Origin of the sequence: Anaerotignum sp. (assembly GCF_031981185.1) — a bacterium.
Taxonomy (GTDB): Bacteria; Bacillota; Clostridia; order Lachnospirales; family Anaerotignaceae; genus Chakrabartyella.
In genome coordinates, this window is the sequence record NZ_DALYUL010000006.1 from 106,086 (window position 1) to 127,331 (window position 21,246).

Here is a 21,246-nt window from a genome sequence, read left to right on the forward strand (position 1 = left end):
TCTTTTGTAATTTATCTTTCAAAAATTATACATTATTTATAAGGCTCTATTGCGATTGCAAGATATTATTTTTGTAATCTACGCAATAGAGCTTTTTATTTGAAGCAGAATATGATTTTTTTAAGAGACATACCTTTCTTTGTCTTTGGATATGTTAAGATTTATCTTAACAACATAGTTTGGTGAAATTGCGTATTGACAAGTCTTTTCGAATTTATGACATTCAGAAAAAGGCGTAAATATCAAGATAAATAACAAAGGATTTTCGACTTGAACAAGAAACGTAAATAATTCATGTTCTTGAATTAAAATGTGATTAGAACTACAAAAAAAGCGACAAAATTTTTTTGTTAATTCGCTATTTTTTCTAAATTCATTGAAGAATCCTTAACTTGAAACATAAATATTTGAAGCATATAATTTGCCATAATTGGGAGAAATAGAATATGTGATCCTAATATGCAAAAGAATATAGAAGGGAGATGAGATGATATGGAGTCCTATGAGTTTTTATTAGTGCTTTCATTAATACTATTTTTTACAAAAATATGTGGATTGATGACGGAAAAGCTAAACCTGCCACAGGTTCTGGGGGCTTTGGTTGCGGGCGTTGTCTTAGGCCCAAGTGCTCTTGGTATCATAGATGAGACAGATTTTTTAATGACAGCATCCGAGATAGGTGTAATCATGTTGATGTTTAGCGCAGGGTTGGAGACGGATATTAAAGAGTTAAGAAAAGCTGGAGGGCCGGCATGTTTGGTGGCGGCACTTGGCGTCATATTACCTATCCTTTTCTGCGGTGGATTGTACTATTTCTTTTTTTCAGAAAGTTTTACCTATATGAACTTTTTAAAATCAGTTTTCATAGGGGTGGTTTTTTCGGCGACCTCTGTTAGCATTACCGTGGAAACCTTAAGTGAAATGGGAAAAATTAAAACGAAAGTGGGCACAATTATTATTGGGGCTGCAATTATTGATGATATTATTGGCATTATTGTATTATCTGTTATATCCGGCTTAAGCGAAGAAGCAACTGGAAGCCCCCTTATGGTAATGGGGAAAATTATTAGTTTCTTTGTTTTTGTTGCAGTAGTGGGCTTTGTGGTAAATAATTTATTTAAAAAACTAGATCGGCATCATGGGAAAAGTAAGCGTGTTGTTGTGTGGTCCCTTGCATTTTGCTTTTTAATGGCATATATTGCAGAGAAGTATTTTGGTATCGCAGATATTACCGGTGCGTATTTTGCGGGTTTGACACTTTGTAATATTACAAAGACCCGTAGTTTTGTAGGGGACAAAATTTCTATTGTATCCTATATATTTTTCTCTCCTGTTTTTTTTGCCAGCATCGGAATTAACACCAATATTACTGGGCTAGATTCCAAGATGCTGTTATTCTCCTTACTTCTTTTTTTGATTGCTGTGCTTACAAAAGTTATCGGATGCGGCGGTGGTGCCAGACTCTTTAAAATGACAAAACAACAATCATTAGGTATAGGCATTGGCATGATTTCAAGGGGTGAGGTAGCTTTGATGGTGGCGCAAAAAGGATTTTTATTGCATATGGTTGATGAAAAAATTTTTCCTGCACTAGTCCTTGCAATTGTTGCTACGGTGTTTATAACTCCGATTTTATTAAACATGGTGATGAAAAATTACAGTGAATCAGAACAAGTATCGGTTTAGATTGTGAAGCCGTGATAAATAGATGATATGTTTGGGTATCTGTTATTACCGTATACAGGTACCCCTTTTCATTGGAATAATGTAAAATATAAGAATAAACATCAGGAAAAAGTATAGCTTCATAATCACGTTTCAAGTTTTTAGTGTTTTAAGGTATAGTAAGGCAAGAGATATTTGATTTTTAAAACAGAATTTACTTTCTATAATTGGTAAAAATTTAGAACTAATGTTTGTGTTTTGTGCTGTACTTTTTACAGTATATGTGCTATAATTTGCTGAGATTTGCTTGAGAAAGCTTCTGCTTTTACCATGAAATACTAATTTTCAAGTTGTTTTAAAAAGGAAAATTGGTTTGATTCATTAACAATATGAATCTTCTTTAATATTTTTAAAAAGCGAACCTTTTTTCGGGTTTTAACGGAGGTGAGGAAATGGAATTTAAGGTTCATTCTCAATACAAGCCCACCGGGGATCAGCCGGAGGCAATTGAAAAGCTTGCCAGAGGATTTCAAGAAGGAAAAAAATTTCAAACACTCTTAGGTGTTACCGGTAGCGGTAAAACCTTTACTATGGCTAATATTATTGAAAAACTGCAAAAGCCTACTTTGGTAATTGCCCATAATAAAACTCTTGCAGCCCAGCTTTATAATGAGTTACGGGAGTTTTTTCCTGAAAATGCAGTGGAGTATTTTGTGTCTTATTACGATTATTATCAGCCTGAGGCATATGTGCCCAGTACAGATACTTATATCGAAAAGGATTCCTCTGTTAATGATGAAATTGACAAGTTGCGCCATTCTGCAACGGCAGCATTGGTTGAGCGGCAAGACGTTATTGTTGTGGCCAGTGTTTCTTGCATTTATGGATTAGGTGACCCTGAGGAATACTACGGGATGATGCTTTCTTTGCGCCCTGGCATGGAAAAAGATCGGGATGAGGTATTGCGAAGCTTATTGGAAATGCAGTATGACCGTAATGATATGAATTTTGAGAGAGGCTCATTTCGCGTTCGTGGGGATGTGGTTGAAATTTTCCCCGTGGGTTCCTCAGAGCATGCTGTAAGGGTAGAGTTTTTCGGTGATGAAGTGGAGAGAATCACGGAAATTGATGTGTTGACAGGGGAAATTCTTGGAACAAGAGCACATATTTCAATTTTTCCCGCTTCTCATTACGTGACATCCCCGGAAAAACTTCGAGTGTCTGTTGAGCGCATAGAGGCAGAGCTTAAAGAACGACTGGATCAGCTTCGTAGAGATGACAAGCTTTTGGAGGCACAACGGTTGGAACAGAGAACCAATTATGACCTTGAGATGATGCGGGAAATGGGCTTCTGTACGGGAATTGAAAACTATTCCCGTCACTTATCTTTAAGGGAACCGGGAAGCACGCCTTTTACGTTAATTGACTTCTTCCCTGACGACTTTTTGATGATTGCCGACGAATCTCACGTTTCTATTCCTCAAATTCGAGGGATGTATGAGGGTGACAGATCTAGAAAAACCACATTGGTGGATTTTGGGTTTCGACTGCCCTCTGCGTTAGATAATCGTCCCTTGAAATTTGTTGAATTTGAGGACAAAATCAATCAACTTTTGTTTGTTTCTGCAACTCCTTCTGTCTATGAAAAGGATCATACTGAGCAAATTGCAGAGCAGATTATTCGTCCCACTGGACTTTTAGATCCTGAAATTTCTGTTCGTCCGATTGAAGGGCAAATTGATAATTTACTGTCTGAGGTAAAGAAAACAACTTCTGTAGGACAAAAGGTTTTGGTAACAACTCTGACAAAAAAAATGGCGGAACGCCTAACGGATTACTTGCGTGAGGCGGGAGTTCGGGTGCGATACCTTCATTCTGATATAGATACACTAGAGCGGTTGGAAATTATACGAGATCTACGAATGGATGTTTTTGATGTTTTAGTTGGAATCAACCTTTTGCGAGAGGGATTGGATATTCCCGAAGTAAGTTTGGTTGCTATTTTGGATGCGGATAAGGAAGGCTTTCTGCGCTCAGAAACATCATTGATACAGACGGTGGGGCGTGCGGCGAGAAACAAGGATGGTCGAGTGATTATGTATGCAAATGTGATGACGGAAAGTATGAATAAAGCCATCCGAGAAACCAACCGCCGTCGTAGCATTCAGGAAGAATATAATGAGTTGCACGGAATTACACCTCAGACCATTCAAAAGAAGGTTCATGACATTATACAGATTAGTAAAAACGTTACTGAGAAACAAAAATTTGGTTTGGATAAGGATCCTGAATCCATGAGTAAAGACGAGCTGAAGAAGCTGATTAAAAAGATGGATAAAGATATGAAGCAGGCAGCTGTGGAATTGCAATTTGAACGAGCTGCTGAGTTGAGAGATAAAGTCTTGGAACTGAAAAGGCTGATGCAAGAATGAAAGATGGTATTTTCACTGTTAGGAGGAACTATGAAGGATAAAATTGTAATTCGGGGAGCGAGGGAGCACAATTTAAAAAATGTGGACCTCACTATTCCAAGAGATAAACTGGTTGTTTTCACAGGAGTCAGTGGTTCAGGAAAAAGCTCCTTAGCCTTTGATACCCTTTATGCGGAAGGACAGCGGCGATATGTTGAGTCTCTGTCCTCTTATGCACGGCAATTTTTAGGGCAGATGGAAAAACCTGATGTTGATTTGATTGAAGGACTTTCACCTGCCATTTCTATTGACCAAAAGACGACAAGCCATAATCCCCGTTCTACCGTGGGAACGGTAACGGAGATTTATGATTATTTACGTTTGCTTTATGCCAGAATAGGCATTCCTCATTGTCCAAAGTGTGGAAAAGAGGTTAAAAAGCAAACCATTGACCAGATTGTAGATCGTATTTTAGAACTGCCAGAGCGGTCGAAGTTACAGCTTCTTGCCCCCGTTGTACGCGGGCGTAAGGGTGAGCATGTAAAGCTTTTAGAAGATGCAAAAAAAAGCGGATATGTGCGTGTGCGCGTGGATGGCAACCTATATGACCTTTCGGAAAAAATTGAGCTGGAAAAAAACAAAAAACACACGATAGAAATTGTGGTTGACCGGTTGGTAGTAAAAGAAGGCATACAAAAGCGATTGACGGAATCCATTGAGACAGTTACCAGTCTGACGGGGGGACTTTTGGTTGTGGATGTAAACCAAGGAGAAGAGGAGTTTGTGTTTAGCCAAAACTTTTCCTGCCCTGACTGTGGTATTGATTTAATGGAAATTGAGCCACGTTTATTCTCCTTTAATAATCCTAGCGGTGCATGCCCCACTTGTACCGGATTGGGCATGCAAATGAAATTTGATGAAAGCCTAATAGTGCCCAATGATAGCCTAAGTATTTTAAAAGGAGCCATTGTAGCCCCAGGATATAATTCTATTTCTGCAAAGGACAGCATGAGCCGGGTTTTGTTTGAAGCTTTAGCAGAGCGTTATGCTTTTTCCCTGGAGACTCCATTTAAGGAGCTTCCGGAAAAGATTAAAAAAATAATCTTTTATGGTACTGGTGGTGAAAAGCTTCGTATTACCTACACAAACTATCGAGGAACAGGTACTTATGATTACGAATACGATGGCTTGATTAACAATTTGCAGCGCAGATATAACGAAACGTCAGAAGGAATGCGGGGAGAATATGAAGAATATATGACCAATATTCAATGCCCCGATTGTCAAGGGCAACGTTTGCGCCCAGAGGTTCTTGCCATTACTGTGGGAGGAAAGAATATTTCTCAACTGACAAAACTTTCCGTAGCAGAGATACAAGGATTTTTCAGAGAGCTAGTACTAAGTGGACGAGAAGAGATGATCGGCCAGCGTATTTTAAAAGAAGTCAATGCCAGAATTGGCTTTTTGATGGACGTGGGTTTGGAATATCTAACCCTTTCACGGGCAGCAGGTACCCTTTCCGGTGGTGAGGCCCAGAGAATTAGACTTGCTACCCAAATCGGTTCGGGATTGGTTGGGGTTGTCTATATTTTGGACGAGCCAAGTATTGGTTTGCATCAAAGGGACAACGATAAACTATTGAAATCCCTGCAACACCTTCGGGATATAGGAAATTCATTGATTGTAGTTGAGCATGATGAGGACACTATGTATGCAGCAGACTGCATTGTGGATATTGGGCCTGGTGCCGGTAAGGACGGCGGCGAGGTAATTTGTGTAGGTAGTGTTGAAGAAATTAAGGCGTGTGAGCGTTCGATCACAGGGGATTACCTTAGCGGCAGGAAAAGAATTGAAGTGCCAAAAACACGCAGAAAATTTGAACCAGAGCATGTTATTCAAATTAGAGGTGCTGGGGAAAACAATCTGAAAAATATTGATGTGGACATTCCTTTGGGAATTTTTACCTGTGTAACAGGAGTCAGCGGTTCAGGGAAAAGTTCATTAGTCAATGAGATACTTTATAAACGATTGGCAAGAGACTTAAACCGTGCTAAGCTTCGTCCCGGTACTCATGGAGAAATGATTGGGCATGAGGTGCTGGATAAGGTGATAGATATTGATCAATCACCAATCGGGCGTACACCAAGGAGTAATCCTGCAACGTATACAGGTGTTTTTGATTTAATCCGTGATGTATTTACGCAAACCACTGAGGCAAAAATGAGAGGGTATCAAAAGGGCAGATTCAGTTTTAACGTAAAGGGCGGTCGCTGTGAGGCTTGTTCCGGAGATGGAATTATTAAAATAGAAATGCATTTTTTACCTGATATTTATGTGCCATGCGAAGTTTGCCAAGGGAAGAGATATAATCGTGAAACTCTGGAGGTAAAGTATAAAGGAAAAAGTATTTCCGATGTGCTGGAAATGACAGTGGAAGAGGCTTTGGCATTTTTTGAAAACATTCCTCGTATTAGAGCAAAGCTTCAAACTCTTTATGATGTAGGCCTATCTTATGTTCGGTTAGGGCAGTCTTCCACAACCCTTTCTGGTGGTGAAGCCCAAAGGGTGAAGCTTGCCACCGAGCTAAGCAAAAAAAGCACTGGGCGTACCATGTATATTTTAGATGAACCGACAACTGGCTTGCATACGGCGGATGTGCATAAATTAGTACAAATTTTACAGCAATTAGCCGAAGGCGGCAACACAGTTGTAGTCATTGAGCATAACCTTGATGTGATTAAAACGGCAGACTATATTATTGACTTAGGGCCAGAGGGTGGCGATAAAGGCGGAATGGTAATTGCCAAGGGTACCCCTGAGGAAATATGTGGTGTCACTAAGTCCTACACAGGAAAGTATTTAAAAAGTATGATAGAAAAAGGTTGACGCGCACAAAGATGAGCATAAATCGGTAGGAAAATCAGTTTATTTGATTTTTCCTGCCATTTTTGTTATAATTCGGAAAAAAGGTTTATGTACAAAAGAAATGTTTATATTGACAAGTGGTTTAGAAATCATTACCATAAGATTATAAGATTTTTGGGTGAGTGGAGGAAGATATGGCTAAGGGAAAAGAACCGGTACAGGGTTTTGTACAGGCAAGTAAAAGAGTAACAGATTTATTTGGCTGCGAGGGCGATTTCTTTTTAAAGCCTCTTTTAGATATTGAATGGACGGTGCGTCGAGATGATGATTTTTACTTCCTCTGTTATTGGTTAGAAAATGGCAAAAAGGTTGAAGCGGTAATCGTGAAGAAAAATGGGGAGCCGTTGATATATAAAACGAAAGATTACTCTATGGTCGTAGCCATTGATTGTGTTAAAATTGGGTTTGTTTTTCGTAATGAAAAAAATATTTCCCAAACCCAATAAGAATGGCTAGGATATCAGCGAACGTACCTGAAGAGGGCCTTGAAGAGTTTTTTTTTATATGGACTTCTAAAGGTTTGTTTTTTTGCGTAAACTGAAATACAGAAGGAAGCAATGTCGATGCAAATATCGGCATAGAAAAGGGGAGAAAGCGATGCATATGGATGGATTGCCGGAAAACAACACTGTTGCCATTGCCGGTAAAATCGTGGAGGAATGTGTCTTTAGCCACGAGGTTTATGGAGAGGGCTTCTATACGTTTAAGATAGCATCTGAGCGTCTTAGTGATCAGGCTGATATCCTTCCGATCACCGTCTCGGAAAGGTTGATAGATAAGGAACAGCTGAAAGCGGGCACTTGCGTAGATGTGATGGGACAACTTCGTAGCTATAATAATTATAACAGCAAAAAGAACAGGCTTGTTCTTACTATTTTTGCTAGGGAAATTCGCCTGATGTCTGAAGAAGAAAAAAAGAATGAAAATCAAATTTTTCTGAATGGTTTTATCTGCAAAGAGCCAATTTATAGAAAGACGCCCTTTGGGCGGGAGATTTCAGATATTTTGGTTGCTGTAAACCGTGCATACAATAAGTCAGACTATATCCCCTGCATTGTTTGGGGACGTAATGCAAGATATATGGCAAATTTAAAGGTAGGTTCAAATATCAAGGTTTGGGGTAGAGTGCAAAGCAGGAGTTATCAGAAAAAGACAGGCGATTTGATTGAAGAGAGAGTTGCCTATGAGGTTTCTGTATCTAAAATTGAAATTCCCCATACAGATGAGAAAACAAAAACAGTTGAAGATACTACCGAAGAATAGCAGGAGTTGAATATTAAGTGAGACGTGGACAAATTTGCGTTTATTATGGCGCAGGCAAAGGAAAAACCTGTGTGGCTGTTGGCAGAGGGCTGAGAGCCATTGGGGACGATTTGCGTGTTGTGATGATACAATTTATGGATTATCATAATAGTAAGGAAATTGAATTACTAAAAAAGCTTGAGCCTGATTTCCGTATTTTTAGATTTGAGAAAAATCGTGAAGAGCAGGAATTTGATGAGACGGTTCGTAAAGAAATCAGCGGAGAAATTAAAAATGCTTTCAATTTTGCAAGAAAAATTGTGGATACAGGGGAATGCGAGATGCTTTTGCTAGATGGCATTCTGGAGTGCATAAGAGAAGGTTTTTTGTCAGCTGAGCAATTGGATGAATTGTTGGATCGACGGCCTGAATACATGGATATTATTTTAACGGGGGACGCATTGCCACCAACGATTGCGGAGAGAGTAGACTGCATTTATCAGTTGAAGACTGAGAAACAGTAGGGCATTCTCTACAGTTTTACTTTAGTGTATCACCAAGAGAGATTCAATTGAAAAACACACTTATTATAGAGGGTGTTCGTTATTTTATTTTTTATATTTTTTAGCAGTTAAAACCACCACCAAGATGTGTATACTTTTGGTGGTGGATTTTTTTGTTTATCAAGGACAAGGAAATAGTAAGGAAATTTGTAATTCTAACCATTGTAAAATTATGATTTACGGGTATATAAAATTTATTTGTGTGTTGACATATGAAAATATATATAATAATATATTAAATAGTTATGTTTGATATAACTATTTATCGATGTGCGCATGTCTCTTGCAGTCGGAACAATTAGGTGGTGATGTGAAAATATAGATTGACGGAGAAAAGAAATGGGGTTTAGAAAGAGGAAATGGATTTGATGCTGCCATTCTATGTCGAATTCTTCATTTTATAAACAATTGGTAATACGGAAAGTGGTTAGCTGAGAAGAAGAGGGATAAGACAAATGAAAGTAAGGATGATATTAAGAAAGACGAGATATTAGGTCTTATCTGTTTCGGGATTGTCTATCAATATTTATTTTAGATTGACACTATTTTAAACAGAAATGGACTGTAAATCATTTTTGTGGAAATGAAAATGATAGAATCAATTATCCTAATTCATTCTATATTGCTAGCGATACATCAAAATCAATGTATTGAATAAATTAAGAAAGTTGCTTAAAAACGAGAGAAACAACAGTGAGATGATTCAAGTGGAGTGGCAACAGTAACTTAGAGTATGTTTTTCTTATGCAACACCGAAAGATTAAAGATAGAGTGCGAACAGGCGCATGATATCAGGGTTCAAAATAGGAGCAGTGCCAGTACTTCCCATGAAGTGACTGACACTGTTTTTATTAAAAGTAATAGTAATTACGATCTTACATTTTAATCTCTTAGACTATTCGAGATGCAATTAAGAATTTTGTTCATGTTGCTATACTGCATATCCAATTAAAAAAAAGCCCTTTAATTTATTATAATAGGGCTTTTGGTGAATTCAAGCCAAGACATCTTTCATAGAATAAAGCCCGGGTCCTTGTGATGCCAAAAATTTTGCAGCTTTTACGGCACCTACTGCAAAAACTTCTCGGGATGTGGCTTTATGGGTTAATTCGATTACTTCGTCTCTTCCGGCAAAGATAACGTCATGGTCACCCACAATATTTCCACCTCGAACAGCGTGAACGCCTATTTCATTACGATCTCTTTTTTCATTTAGCTGAGAACGATCATAAACATAATGGAATTGTTGCTCCATCGCCTCATTTATTGCATCAGCCAAAGCCATGGCAGTTCCGCTAGGCGCATCGATTTTTTGGTTATGATGCTTTTCTACAATTTCAATATCGAAATTTGCGTCATACAAAGCTTTTGCTGCCTTTTGAACCAACTCCATTAGCAAATTTATACCGATGGACATATTTGCTGATTTTAGTACGGCAACACTTTTTGAAGTTTCATTTAGCAATTCCATAGTTTCATCACTGAGAGCAGTTGTGCAGGCAACAATAGGGATATTCTTTGCTTTTGCAAACTCCAGTATAGCCGGTACAGCAACTGCTGTGGAGAAGTCGATGATTACGTCGGCTTCGATATTACAGTCAGCAGGCGTTGGGAAAACAGGAAAATCAGCTGCAGGGACTCTTGGGTCAATACCTGCAACAATTTGGCAAGCTGCCTCGTTTGCCACGATTTCTGCCACAACCTGTCCCATTTTTCCACCACAGCCATGCATGATAATATTAATCATATAGTTACACTCCTTTAAAATCAAACCTTATCCTGCTTTTTGAATGATCCCTTTTATTTAAGGAATTGAGCCATTCAAAAGCTTGTCTTTTTCACTGATTCATGTCAGCGTCTATTGTAAAATTACAATTACTGAGTAATTAAATTTATATTTAGGATAAATCCCACTTAAATTACTTATAGTATAGGACAAAAGGTAGGATAGCTTTCTTGAAATCAAGGCTACTCTAGTCTGGATCAATTATACTATACAATAAGCTTGTACTTTTATTATTCTGTTAAAATGCGGCAAAGATGTCTTTGCCGCAAATCCTATCATTATGAGATCAAACCGTAGTTTTTCATTGCTTTCTTTAGTGTTTCAAGATTTTTGTCTTCCATAGCACAAAGAGGCATACGGCAAGGGCCAACTTCGTAACCCATTAAATCCAATGCTGTTTTTACGGGAATGGGATTTACTTCACAGAACAGGGCAGAAATCAACTCGATTGCACCTAACTGCAATGAGATGGCACCTTTTAAATCGCCCTCGAAGAATTTAACAACCATATCGTGGGTTTCTTTTGGAGCAATGTTAGACAAAACAGAAATGACGCCTTTTCCTCCTAAAGAAAGGATTGGAAGGATTTGATCATCATTACCGCTGTAGATATCAAAGTCAGGGCCAATCAAAGCTGCAATTTCAGCTACTTGAGATAGGTTTCCACTTGCTTCTTTTACTGCCACGATATTTTTTACCTTGGACAGTTCTAAAACTGTTTTAGGAGCAATATTGCAACCTGTACGTCCAGGAACATTATACAAAATAATAGGAATAGATATACTTTCCGCAACAGCTGTATAATGGAGGATTAGACCTTTTTGCGTAGCTTTGTTGTAGTAGGGTGTTACCAGTAAAACGGCGTTAGCACCAACAGCTTCGCAACCCTTCGCCAATTCAATACAGTGTGCTGTATCATTACTGCCTGCACCTGCAATAACAGGAACTCGGCCTTTTACAACCTCAACTGCGTAGCGTACGCATTCAATTTGTACTTCATCAGAAAGAGTGGATGCCTCACCTGTTGTACCGCAAACAATCAGTGCATCGGTGTCGTTGGCAAGCTGAAATTCAATTAACTCCTTCATTTTTTCAAAATTAACAGTACCGTCGGGAAATGTAGGTGTAACCAATGCAACACCTGCGCCTGTAAAAATTGACATAATGCAAGCACCTCCAAAATATTTAAAATAAGTTATAAGTTAAGCGTTCATGTTTTTAATAATTTCCTCTGCAATTTGCACCGCGTTTGTAGCCGCACCTTTTCGGATATTATCTGCAACCACCCAGAGGTTTACTCCGTTTTCTACACTGTCGTCACGACGAACACGTCCGATAAAAACTTCGTCATGCCCTGTTGCAGTTTGTGCTAAGGGATATTCGTTATTTTTAGAATCATTCATCATAACGATGCCAGGAGCGTTTTTCAGGGTTTCAATCAGTTCAGCCAAATCGAAGGGATTTTCGAACTCTACGTTGATGGATTCGCTGTGTGAATTGAAAACTGGTACACGTACTGTTGTAGCTGTGACTTTCAGGTTGTCATTATGAAGCATTTTTCTTGTTTCGTTTACCATTTTGATTTCTTCTTTTGTATAGCCATTATCTAAGAATACATCAATATGGGGCAAGCAGTTGTTTGCAATGGGATGGGGGAATTTTTGTGGTTCTTCTCCCTTTAAGCCATTCTCAAGATCCATCCAGCCTGCAAGACCTGCGCCGCTGACTGCTTGATAAGTTGAGTATACAACACGCTTAATTTTATATTTTTCATTCAAGGGCTTTAATGCAACCACTGCTTGAATAGTAGAGCAATTTGGGTTTGCAATAATATTTTTGTGCCAAGCAATATCCTCGGCATTCACTTCAGGCACAACAAGGGGTACTTCCGGATCCATACGCCACTGAGAGCTGTTATCGATTACAATGCATCCATGGGCTGCGGCAATGGGTGCAAATCTTTCGCTGGTGCTGCCGCCTGCGGAAAACAGTGCAATATCAATGGGTTTATCAAAGGAATTTTCCGTTAACTCCTCTACAATATAATCTTTTCCATTAAAAGTAATTGTTTTTCCTGCGGAACGGCTGGAGGCCATAACATAGAAATTTTCAATGGGAAGCTGTCTTTCTTCCAAGACTTTCAGAAATGTTCTCCCGACCATTCCTGTTGCTCCAACAACTGCCAGATTAATTTTTTTCATTTCAAACTTCCTTCTTTCTTTTATTATAATAATGTAAAATGTGTGAGTATGTGCGAAGAAACTAAAATTTTCAAAATAGAGTATGCCCTGATTGTTATGAAAATGATTTAGCCAGGCTTCCAAGAAATCTTATCCATAATCTAGGATATGTATTTCCCAAGTGATATGCTATAAAGCAACTGAGCAGGGGATTTTGGAAAGATAATGAAGGCCTTGTGGTTTGGTTGAGGGATACTGCTTTTTTAGGCGCTACGCCCGAATTCTTCGCCGTTGCGGTATATGTTCCAAAGATAGGTTTTGCCGGAAAAACAAAAAGAGCCGGCAAGCGCCGACTTCAAAATTTTGCATACAATAAAAAAACAATAATGCAAAAAAGAAAGCTTCGTAGCGCTCCATTGGTGGTACCAATGACAGTTGGACGGTTATTAACCGGACAACCAGAGAAAAAAAGATAAGGCATCTTCTCTCTTCGGCGTTTGCCCCTTTCGGCGGACGGCCTTTATCCCTTATGATATTCGCCCGTGTACTCATGAAAAACGCACCTCTACTTTTAGAACTATTTACTTAATCCATAGTCTACCATCAGAAAAGGAATCTGTCAAATGATTTTCGTTCACAGACAATATTTTTTTTCACAGGGACAGAGGTAGTAAAAAAAATAAAAAATGGGCAATACTGAAAAAAAAGAAGGGAGTTTTTTAAATGGGACAGAAGAAGGAATTGACGGAAGAACAAAAACGAGACATTGCTATGAAGTATGAAATCGCAGAGGAACTAGGGCTTATGGAAAAGGTGGAGCAGGTAGGCTGGAAAGGCCTTACCGCAAGAGAAAGTGGGCGTATAGGTGGCATTATGGGAAAGAAAAAAAGAGATGCTGCGGCTAAAGGGAAAAATTCTTGCAATACATCAGAGGAAAAGCTATAATATATAAATTGTTGGATTTTGAGAGTAATTGGTATGGGAGAAGCGATAAATGGAAGCTTATAAGGGCTTTGCAACTTTATATGATGTATTTATGGAAGAGATTGATTATCCTGCGTGGGTGGGATATATTATTGATTCATGGAAGCGGCTTGGCAAAAACCCAGAAAGTGTGATTGATTTAGGCTGTGGAACGGGGAACATTACCATTCCCTTGGCAAAAACAGGATGCTCCGTTGTGGGGGTGGATATTTCCCAGGAAATGTTGGCTGAGGCGCAAAGAAAAGCAATTTCTGAAGGGGTTTCCATACCTTTTTTTTGTCAGGACATGGTGGAACTTGATTTACCATATCAGGTGGACTGTGTTTTAAGCCTTTGTGATTCGTTGAATTATTTAACGGAGGAGGGGGAGCTTTCAATTGCCTTTTCTTCCATTAGAAAGCACTTAAACCCCCAAGGGTTGTTTCTTTTCGATATGAATACAGAATATAAGTTTAAAGAAGTTTTGGGAGATAAGACTTATGCTGCTATGACGGAGGATGCCGCTTATTTTTGGGAGAATTCCTTTGATGAAGAGGAAAGAATCAATGAGTATTATGTGAGCTTTTTTATGAAGCAAAAAAATAAAGAAACTTACGAACGAATTGAAGAGTACCATTATGAAAAGGCTTTCAGCGTAGAAGAAGTAGAAGGTTACCTTAAGGAAAATGGATTTGCACTATTAAATGTGTATGATGGATATAGTTTTGAGCGAGCAAAAGGAGATAGCCAACGCTATTTTTTTGTGGCGCAGTTAAAGGAGGAAAAATAAAATGGGTGATTATATTGTAAGAGCAACAGCTGGAGGTGGCAGCATACGAGCCTTTGCAGCAACCACAGGAGAAATGGTTGAGCATGCAAGGCAAGTGCACCATACCTCACCTGTGGCCTCGGCAGCTCTTGGTAGAATGATGACAGCGGCAGCAATTATGGGGAGTATGCTAAAAGGCGATAAGGATTTGGTTACCCTTCAGATAAGAGGATTAGGGCCCCTTAAAGGTGCAGTTGTAACCTCAGACAGTAAATGCAGGGTAAAAGGCTATGTCTTTCATCCTAATGTAGAGGTTCCATCCAAATATCCAGGGAAACTAGATGTAAGTGCAGCAATTGGCCAAGGTTATATGAGCGTCATTAAAGATATTGGACTAAAAGAGCCATATGCAGGACGTATTCAACTGGTCTCCGGGGAAATTGCAGAAGATTTGACTTATTATTATGCCCAATCTGAGCAAACTCCCTCAGCAATTGGCTTAGGGGTTTTGGTCGATACTGATACCTCTATCCGCTGTGCAGGCGGATTTATGATTCAGCTTTTGCCTGATGCGTCAGAAGAGGTAATTTCTCAACTGGAAACAAGATTGAATACCATACCGTACATTACAGACTTGTTGGATATGGGACAGACTCCTGAAGGGATATTGGAAATGATTCTTCAAGGGATGGATCTGAAGATTCTTGATAAAGTGCCGACAGAGTTTTATTGTAATTGTACGAAAGAACGAGTAGAAAAGGCTCTGATAAGTATTGGGAAAGAAGAGCTGGAGAAGATTGCAAATGAGGATAAAAAAGCCAATCTGCATTGCCATTTTTGCGGTAAAGAATACGATTTTACTGAGGAAGAGATATTGAAGCTTTTAGAATCTGTAAAATAATTAAATGGAAAATTAGACGAGAGGGAGGAGGTGACCCTATGAAAAGAGATTTTGCAATTGCCGTAAAGGCAGTTATTGTGAAAGATGAAAAGGTTTTAGTTTTATCCAGATCTCAGAATGAGATGAATGGCAGTTACATGAATAACCAACAAAAATGGGATTTGCCTGGAGGAGGACTGCACTTCTATGAGCATGCTCAGGATGGTTTGCGCCGAGAAATAAAAGAGGAAACTAACTTAGAAGTTTTTGTGGGGGAGCCTGTTTCTCTTTTTGATGTGATTAAAAATTATATTCATTTATGCATTTTTACATATACCTGTCGATGGAAAAGTGGGAGTGTTGTGCTAAGTGAAGAGCACGATGCTTTTGTTTGGATGACAAGGGATGAAGTGGCTTTAAGCACACTGCCTAATTGGATGAAAAGGGATTTGGTACGGGCTTTGGATAGGGATAAAAATGTACAAACAGGAGAGAATGAGTAGGCTTAGAGCGGTTATCTGAGCTTATTTTTTTACGGATAGACAATATCCATGTTATGATTTTCAAATTCTTGAGAATTGAATGAAATATATTTCATTGTCATACTGTCAAAAAGACGAAAAAAAATAAAAAATAATAGATTTTTGCACAAAAAAAGTTCGATTTGTATGTTAAAAAGTCACAATAACCTAAATTTACCAGTGTCAAAAATGCCAATAAAAAACTTTGGGCACTAATAAATTGCATGCAAACTACCGTTCGCAAAGCCTGTAAAACTCAACACAAGGGTATAAAATGAAAAAAGATACTGATTTTAATTTAACAATTATTAAAAGCCACGATAAAATATTACTGTATTGTCGAGAAGTAATGGGTTATTGACAATACAAGGCAAATAATTTATTATTTACACTGAGGTATGTTTTAGATTTAATACATACTAAGCGAAACCATAAAAACTTTGTAATTTGGTGTGTTTCCGCTCAAGAAAAGGTCTTTTTTTTATATTTTTATGAAAAAGGGGTCTGAAATTTTAGGTAGAACTTCTTCTTTTTTTATAATAAGTAGTGTTATAACTTTAACAAAAGAGGTTCGCTTCCTAACAGAAATGCATACTATACAATTTGCATGGCAAATTGTAAACAAGAGAGGTGATGGTAATGGCTCATGAGATCCTGAGAAGCATCGTAGAGGCTGAAGAACGAGCTGGTCAGATCGTAACGCAGGCCACAGAAGACGCGGAAGCTTTGAAAAAGGATGCGCAGAAACAAAGAGAAGTGCTATTGCAGCAGGTTCAGCAGCAAGGTAAAGAACTGATGCAGCTTGTTGCAAAACAAGCAGAGGATGAAAGTCGCGTCGAAATCCAGAACATTCAAAAGAATACGGAAATAGTTTGTTTGCAAATTAAAGAGCAGGCAGCACAAAAGAAAGAAGAAGCTGTTCAAGCGGTAATTGGAAGGGTTGTGGGAGTGTATGGCAGTCGTTGAGATGCGAAAGCTTACTGTCATTGGTTTAAATAGCGGCCGAACCCCTTTTATACATGAGCTGATGCATCTGGGTGTTGTTGAAATCAACTCTCAGGAAGGCACGGTAAATGACGAAGAGTGGATGCCTGATATTTTTAGAACCAGTAACAGTGCGGATGTTTCCCGTTTGGAGGCTGATATTGCCCGTGTCAGCACTGCATTAGAAGCTATTAACCGCTACGATACACGAAAAAAACCTTTGTTTCAGGTTCGAGAGGAAATTGACCGTGGAGAATTTGTCAATCACATGAACCGAACTAAAACAGAAACAGAAATGAACGTGGATACGGCGGTTATGTGCTATAAACAAATTGCGGATGGGCAAAATGAAGTCAATCGTTTAAAGGGTATGATAGCTGGGCTGAGGCCTTGGGAAAGCATGGATATCCCTTTAGAAATCAAGGAAACAAAATATTCATCAATAATTTATGGAACAGTTGGTGTTAAAACCAAATATGAAAATTTATTGCAGACTGTATTAGAGAAAGTGCCCTCAGCAGTAGTTCAACAGGTAAGTGCGGATACACAGCAGATTTATATATCCATTATCTGTTTGAAAGAGGAGCGGGATCAAGTTTATGAAGCTCTTAGAGAGTTTGCCTTTAACCCAGTTTCTTTTGCAGAGCATAAGGGAACACCTAAAGATGCGATAAAGCAATATGAAACACAAATGGAAGAAAATCGGCAAAGAATTCTTGCCAAAGAGGCTATTTTAAGTGAATTATCTGTATCAAGAAGCAATATTGAATTCCTTTATGATAGCTTGAATATGCGTCGTGATCGAGCAAAAATCGTTGGGGATATGCTTAGTACTGAAATGGTATTTTACTTCGACGGTTGGGTGCCTAAAAAATCGCAGTCAGAGGTTGAGGCTCTTCTACAAAAATATGAATTTTATTATAATTTAAGCGAGCCTGAGCCAGAAGATGAGGCTCCTGTCTGTCTACATAATGGAGGGTTTTCTACTCCTTTTGAGGCAGTTACCAATATGTATAGTTTGCCCTCGAAGCATGATGTTGACCCTACAGCATTATTGGCGCCATTTTACTTTATATTCTTTGGTATGATGCTGAGTGATGCGGCTTATGGCATCATTATAGCAGTAGTGTGTTGGATTATATTAAAGAAGTATAAATTGGAAGGCATGACTTATCGAATGATAAAAATGTTCTTCTACTGTGGCATTTCCACTTTCATGTGGGGTGCTCTTTTTGGAGGGTGGTTTGGAGATTTCTTCACGGTAGCAGCGAAGACGCTATTTGATGCAGATTTCGTAATCAAGCCGATTTGGTTTGATCCATTGACAGAACCCATGAAATTATTAATTTTCTCCCTTATCCTTGGTGCAATTCATTTGTTCGTAGGTATGGGAATACAGGCTTACATGCTGATTCGGGATGGTCATCCCTTGGATGCATTATTTGACATTGGTTTTTGGTACGTATTATTAATTGGTTTGGTACTGTTTGGAATTGGTGATAGCGTATCCCCTCTGGCAGTCACAATAGGCAAAGGAATGGCTATTGTGGGTGCAGCAGGAATCCTGTTAACTGGCGGGAGAAGCAAAAAAGGTATTTTCGGTAAAATTACAGGGGGCCTCGGCAGCCTATACGGAATTACCAGTTATTTATCTGATGTTCTTTCTTACTCCAGACTACTTGCGTTAGGTTTGGCGACGGGTGTTGTTGCGAAGGTAATTAACACTCTAGGCTCCTTAGCAGGCGGCGGAATAAAGGGCGCAATTATTTTGCTGATAGCGTTTGTATTTGGTACCATATTTAATATTGCAATCAACGCTTTGGGGGCATTTGTGCATTCTTGTAGATTGCAGTATGTAGAATTTTTTGGAAAATTTTATACAGGCGGCGGCAGAGCGTTTGCACCTTTTGAAAGAAGAACAAAATATATCAAGATACTCAAGGAGGAGAAGAATAATGGTTGAGAGTTTATTCAGCGGTGAATTTTTAGCGTTGTCAGGTGCAGCAATTGCTGCTCTTGCAGGCATAGGCAGTGCAATTGGTGTTGGTGTTGCTGGTGAAGCAGCAGCAGGTGTTGTTTCCGAAGATCCTAATAAATTTGGTCAGGTTCTGTTATTACAGGCTTTGCCAGGCACACAGGGTATTTACGGTTTGTTGATTGCCTTCTTGGTAATGGTTAAGGTTGGTCTTTTGGGCGGTAGTGGTATGATTGAATTAACAATGATTCAAGGCGCAGGTATTTTTGCGGCATCCCTGCCAATTGGTCTTGTAGGTATTTTCTCTGGTATTGCTCAGGGTAAAGCGGCAGCGGCTGGTATTATGCTGGTTGGTAAAAAGCCAAGTGAGTTAGCAAAAGGTATGCTTTTCGCAGCGATGGTAGAAACATATGCAGTTTTGGCTTTGCTCGTTTCCTTCCTGATGCTCAACAGCATCCAGGTATGATAAACTTGAAAGAAAAGGAGGCGCACTCCTATGAATGACGGTAAAATTATCATCGATAAAATCATAGAGAAGGCAGAAGCGGAAGCAATGGCAATCAAAGAGAAGGCCAATTTGGAAGTGGAAGCAGTATTAAAGGCAGCTGAGGAAAAAGCAAAACGTGAAAGCGATGTTTTGAAAAAAAATGCAGAGGCTGAGGCAGAAAAGATAAAGGCAAAGGCAATTTCAGGTGCAGAGCTGCAAGGGAAAATCACAGTTTTGCAAGAAAAACAGAGCATTCTTGAGGATGTCATTGCTGAGGCTAAGAAAAGGCTAGAAACTTTACCGGATGCCCAGTACGCGGAAACAGTAGGCATTATGCTTGCGAAATTAGATAAGGAAATCGGTAAAGAAATTATAGTATCCAAAGGGGATAGAGAGCGCTTGGCTTCTGTTATAGAGGAAAAAGGCTTTATCCTTTCTGAACAAAGCAGGGAACTTGACGGTGGGTTTATTGTGAGAAATGGAGATATTGAATATAATTATTCATTTGAGTCCATTATCACGGTGGAGCAAGAAGAGATTAGACAAATAGCAGCAAAAATTTTGTTTTAAGGAGGGGGATTCTTGATGTCAAAAAATAAGATTTACCCTTTCGCTGTGGCTAGTGTCCGTTCTATGGAAAACTCCTTGATGACAAAGCAAAAGCTGATGCAGATGGCTGATGCCAAAACTGCCGAAGAGGCTCTGCGCATATTGTCTGACAGCGCTTACGGTAAAACGCAGATTAGAGGCGTTTACGAATTTGAAAAAATGATTGGCAACCATCTGGAGGAAACCTATCAGGCTGTAGCAGGTTTAATTCCTCAGGAAACATTAATTGATATTTTCCTTTATAAAAATGACTATCATAATATCAAGGTTCTTTTAAAGGAAGAGGTTTCCAAGGTGAGTGGCAAGAAGTTTTTGATATTGGGCGGCACAATCCCCATAGAAACGCTGCGTAAGAATTTGCGTGAAAGAAATTATGCGGAACTGCCTAACATAAGCGGGGAGGCCGTAGAAGAGGCCATTAGTATGTATGCCAAAACCCGTAATGGAAGATATATTGACACCATACTGGATAAAGCTTGCTTTTCTACAATGGAAAAGGCGGCAACGAAGCTTGGAAATACCTATATTTCCAAATATGTTCATATGTTGGCAGATATCACAAATTTGAAAACCCTTTACCGGGTGAAAAAAATGGATAGAGAGTTTCAAGTTTTGGAGGAAAGCTTTGTACCCGGGGGGAGTATAAGCTTAGAGCTGATTTCCAGGGCATTCCGTAGTGATTCTTTGGTGGCAGTTTTAAAGGAAACGCCGTATGGCTTGCTCTGCGAGAAGTATATGGATCAAGGTTTTACGGCCTTTGAAAAAGCTTGTGATGATTACCTGATGGAGTACATCAAGGATGCGAAATATAAGACCTTGACTCCTGAGCCGGTTATGGCGTTTATATTGGCGAAAGAAACCGAAGCGAAATGTATTCGTATCATCATGACTTGTAAGATGCATAGCATTGATGCGGCCATTATTAAAGAAAGGGTGAGAGAGACTTATGTCTAAAGTTGGAATTATTGGCGATAAGGACAGCATTTTGGGCTTTCTCGCACTTGGAATTGACATTTTCCCTGCTTACAATGCAGATGAGGTAAAAAAGACAATTCATAAACTGGCGGAAAAGGACTATGCGATTATTTATATCACAGAGCAGGCTAGTTTAATGGCGAAGGAAAGCATTGCAAAATACAAGGATTTTGAATTGCCCGCGATTATTGTGATTCCAGGTGTTGGCGGAAGCATGGGTCTGGGTATGAACGAAGTAAGAGAATCGGCAAAACGTGCGATTGGTGCGGATATATTGTTTAGTGAATAAATACGATTGTAGGTGAATGAGC

19 protein-coding genes and 1 riboswitch are annotated in these 21,246 nt (G+C 39.1%); of the genes, 16 read left to right on the plus strand and 3 right to left on the minus strand.

Annotation, left to right across the window (positions count from 1 at the left end):
- The first annotated feature begins 492 nt into the window (after positions 1 to 492).
- From RTK36_RS05060 to RTK36_RS05085, 6 genes are all read left to right on the plus strand, one after another.
- Entirely contained in the window at positions 493 to 1,686 is a 1,194-nt protein-coding gene (locus tag RTK36_RS05060) for a cation:proton antiporter (protein ID WP_312044951.1), read from the plus strand.
- 431 nt (positions 1,687 to 2,117) lie between these two features.
- Positions 2,118 to 4,097, plus strand: coding sequence for an excinuclease ABC subunit UvrB (gene uvrB / locus RTK36_RS05065; RefSeq protein ID WP_312044953.1), 1,980 nt, complete (start codon positions 2,118 to 2,120; stop codon positions 4,095 to 4,097).
- Between the two features lie 30 nt (positions 4,098 to 4,127).
- A complete protein-coding gene (gene uvrA / locus RTK36_RS05070) occupies positions 4,128 to 6,962 on the plus strand; it encodes an excinuclease ABC subunit UvrA (RefSeq protein WP_312044955.1) in 2,835 nt (944 codons plus the stop codon).
- A gap of 173 nt (positions 6,963 to 7,135) precedes the next feature.
- Entirely contained in the window at positions 7,136 to 7,447 is a 312-nt protein-coding gene (locus tag RTK36_RS05075) for a hypothetical protein (protein ID WP_312044957.1), read from the plus strand.
- Positions 7,448 to 7,598: 151 nt separating this feature from the next.
- Positions 7,599 to 8,264 (plus strand): single-stranded DNA-binding protein, encoded by a 666-nt coding sequence (locus tag RTK36_RS05080; protein WP_312044959.1) that lies wholly within the window; start codon positions 7,599 to 7,601, stop codon positions 8,262 to 8,264.
- Between the two features lie 17 nt (positions 8,265 to 8,281).
- Positions 8,282 to 8,767, plus strand: coding sequence for a cob(I)yrinic acid a,c-diamide adenosyltransferase (locus RTK36_RS05085; RefSeq protein WP_312044961.1), 486 nt, complete (start codon positions 8,282 to 8,284; stop codon positions 8,765 to 8,767).
- A 1,033-nt stretch (positions 8,768 to 9,800) separates the two neighbouring features.
- On the opposite strand, the gene dapB is transcribed toward RTK36_RS05085, so the two are convergent.
- The 3 genes from dapB to RTK36_RS05100 all read right to left on the minus strand — a co-directional run bounded on the left by dapB (position 9,801) and on the right by RTK36_RS05100 (position 12,793).
- Positions 9,801 to 10,553 (minus strand): 4-hydroxy-tetrahydrodipicolinate reductase, encoded by a 753-nt coding sequence (gene dapB, locus RTK36_RS05090; protein WP_312044963.1) that lies wholly within the window; start codon positions 10,551 to 10,553, stop codon positions 9,801 to 9,803.
- A 317-nt stretch (positions 10,554 to 10,870) separates the two neighbouring features.
- Positions 10,871 to 11,755: a 4-hydroxy-tetrahydrodipicolinate synthase gene (dapA, locus tag RTK36_RS05095; protein WP_312044965.1), complete on the minus strand. Its 885-nt coding sequence runs from the start codon at positions 11,753 to 11,755 to the stop codon at positions 10,871 to 10,873.
- Between the two features lie 39 nt (positions 11,756 to 11,794).
- Entirely contained in the window at positions 11,795 to 12,793 is a 999-nt protein-coding gene (locus RTK36_RS05100; RefSeq protein WP_312044968.1) for an aspartate-semialdehyde dehydrogenase, read from the minus strand.
- A 377-nt stretch (positions 12,794 to 13,170) separates the two neighbouring features.
- Positions 13,171 to 13,348, minus strand: a riboswitch (Lysine riboswitch).
- Between the two features lie 147 nt (positions 13,349 to 13,495).
- Between RTK36_RS05100 and RTK36_RS05105 the strand changes: the two genes are divergently transcribed.
- The 10 genes from RTK36_RS05105 to RTK36_RS05150 all read left to right on the plus strand — a co-directional run bounded on the left by RTK36_RS05105 (position 13,496) and on the right by RTK36_RS05150 (position 21,224).
- A complete protein-coding gene (locus tag RTK36_RS05105) occupies positions 13,496 to 13,717 on the plus strand; it encodes a small, acid-soluble spore protein, alpha/beta type (protein WP_312044970.1) in 222 nt (73 codons plus the stop codon).
- A gap of 49 nt (positions 13,718 to 13,766) precedes the next feature.
- The gene (locus tag RTK36_RS05110) at positions 13,767 to 14,525 is read left to right on the plus strand and encodes a class I SAM-dependent DNA methyltransferase (RefSeq protein ID WP_312044972.1); all 759 of its coding nucleotides are present in this window, start codon (positions 13,767 to 13,769) and stop codon (positions 14,523 to 14,525) included.
- A 1-nt stretch (position 14,526) separates the two neighbouring features.
- Positions 14,527 to 15,405, plus strand: coding sequence for an Hsp33 family molecular chaperone HslO (gene hslO, locus RTK36_RS05115; RefSeq protein WP_312044974.1), 879 nt, complete (start codon positions 14,527 to 14,529; stop codon positions 15,403 to 15,405).
- A gap of 38 nt (positions 15,406 to 15,443) precedes the next feature.
- Positions 15,444 to 15,887 carry an NUDIX hydrolase gene (locus RTK36_RS05120; protein WP_312044976.1) on the plus strand — a complete coding sequence of 148 codons (444 nt, stop codon included), beginning with the start codon at positions 15,444 to 15,446 and terminating at the stop codon, positions 15,885 to 15,887.
- 657 nt (positions 15,888 to 16,544) lie between these two features.
- Positions 16,545 to 16,871 carry a hypothetical protein gene (locus RTK36_RS05125; RefSeq protein ID WP_312044978.1) on the plus strand — a complete coding sequence of 109 codons (327 nt, stop codon included), beginning with the start codon at positions 16,545 to 16,547 and terminating at the stop codon, positions 16,869 to 16,871.
- Positions 16,858 to 18,852, plus strand: coding sequence for a V-type ATP synthase subunit I (locus RTK36_RS05130; RefSeq protein ID WP_312044980.1), 1,995 nt, complete (start codon positions 16,858 to 16,860; stop codon positions 18,850 to 18,852). The genes RTK36_RS05125 and RTK36_RS05130 overlap by 14 nt, the downstream gene beginning before the upstream one ends.
- A complete protein-coding gene (locus tag RTK36_RS05135) occupies positions 18,845 to 19,330 on the plus strand; it encodes a V-type ATP synthase subunit K (RefSeq protein ID WP_312044982.1) in 486 nt (161 codons plus the stop codon). The genes RTK36_RS05130 and RTK36_RS05135 overlap by 8 nt, the downstream gene beginning before the upstream one ends.
- A 30-nt stretch (positions 19,331 to 19,360) precedes the next feature.
- On the plus strand, positions 19,361 to 19,921 hold the full coding sequence (locus RTK36_RS05140; protein WP_312044984.1) for a V-type ATP synthase subunit E: 561 nt from the start codon (positions 19,361 to 19,363) through the stop codon (positions 19,919 to 19,921).
- A 15-nt stretch (positions 19,922 to 19,936) separates the two neighbouring features.
- Positions 19,937 to 20,914: a V-type ATP synthase subunit C gene (locus RTK36_RS05145; protein ID WP_312044986.1), complete on the plus strand. Its 978-nt coding sequence runs from the start codon at positions 19,937 to 19,939 to the stop codon at positions 20,912 to 20,914.
- Positions 20,907 to 21,224, plus strand: a complete 318-nt coding sequence (locus RTK36_RS05150) for a V-type ATP synthase subunit F (RefSeq protein ID WP_312044988.1) — start codon at positions 20,907 to 20,909, stop codon at positions 21,222 to 21,224. The genes RTK36_RS05145 and RTK36_RS05150 overlap by 8 nt, the downstream gene beginning before the upstream one ends.
- Positions 21,225 to 21,246 lie beyond the last annotated feature (22 nt).

Coding starts and splice junctions, on each gene's coding strand:
- uvrB (WP_312044953.1), top strand. CDS start 2,118: ATGGAATTTAAGGTTCATTCTCAATACAAGCCCACCGGGGATCAGCCG.
- RTK36_RS05130 (WP_312044980.1), top strand. CDS start 16,858: ATGGCAGTCGTTGAGATGCGAAAGCTTACTGTCATTGGTTTAAATAGC.
- RTK36_RS05105 (WP_312044970.1), top strand. CDS start 13,496: ATGGGACAGAAGAAGGAATTGACGGAAGAACAAAAACGAGACATTGCT.
- RTK36_RS05060 (WP_312044951.1), top strand. CDS start 493: ATGGAGTCCTATGAGTTTTTATTAGTGCTTTCATTAATACTATTTTTT.
- RTK36_RS05125 (WP_312044978.1), top strand. CDS start 16,545: ATGGCTCATGAGATCCTGAGAAGCATCGTAGAGGCTGAAGAACGAGCT.
- RTK36_RS05145 (WP_312044986.1), top strand. CDS start 19,937: ATGTCAAAAAATAAGATTTACCCTTTCGCTGTGGCTAGTGTCCGTTCT.
- RTK36_RS05110 (WP_312044972.1), top strand. CDS start 13,767: ATGGAAGCTTATAAGGGCTTTGCAACTTTATATGATGTATTTATGGAA.
- dapA (WP_312044965.1), bottom strand. CDS start 11,755: ATGTCAATTTTTACAGGCGCAGGTGTTGCATTGGTTACACCTACATTT.
- dapB (WP_312044963.1), bottom strand. CDS start 10,553: ATGATTAATATTATCATGCATGGCTGTGGTGGAAAAATGGGACAGGTT.
- RTK36_RS05080 (WP_312044959.1), top strand. CDS start 7,599: ATGCATATGGATGGATTGCCGGAAAACAACACTGTTGCCATTGCCGGT.
- uvrA (WP_312044955.1), top strand. CDS start 4,128: ATGAAGGATAAAATTGTAATTCGGGGAGCGAGGGAGCACAATTTAAAA.
- RTK36_RS05150 (WP_312044988.1), top strand. CDS start 20,907: ATGTCTAAAGTTGGAATTATTGGCGATAAGGACAGCATTTTGGGCTTT.
- RTK36_RS05135 (WP_312044982.1), top strand. CDS start 18,845: ATGGTTGAGAGTTTATTCAGCGGTGAATTTTTAGCGTTGTCAGGTGCA.
- RTK36_RS05140 (WP_312044984.1), top strand. CDS start 19,361: ATGAATGACGGTAAAATTATCATCGATAAAATCATAGAGAAGGCAGAA.
- RTK36_RS05120 (WP_312044976.1), top strand. CDS start 15,444: ATGAAAAGAGATTTTGCAATTGCCGTAAAGGCAGTTATTGTGAAAGAT.
- RTK36_RS05075 (WP_312044957.1), top strand. CDS start 7,136: ATGGCTAAGGGAAAAGAACCGGTACAGGGTTTTGTACAGGCAAGTAAA.
- RTK36_RS05100 (WP_312044968.1), bottom strand. CDS start 12,793: ATGAAAAAAATTAATCTGGCAGTTGTTGGAGCAACAGGAATGGTCGGG.
- hslO (WP_312044974.1), top strand. CDS start 14,527: ATGGGTGATTATATTGTAAGAGCAACAGCTGGAGGTGGCAGCATACGA.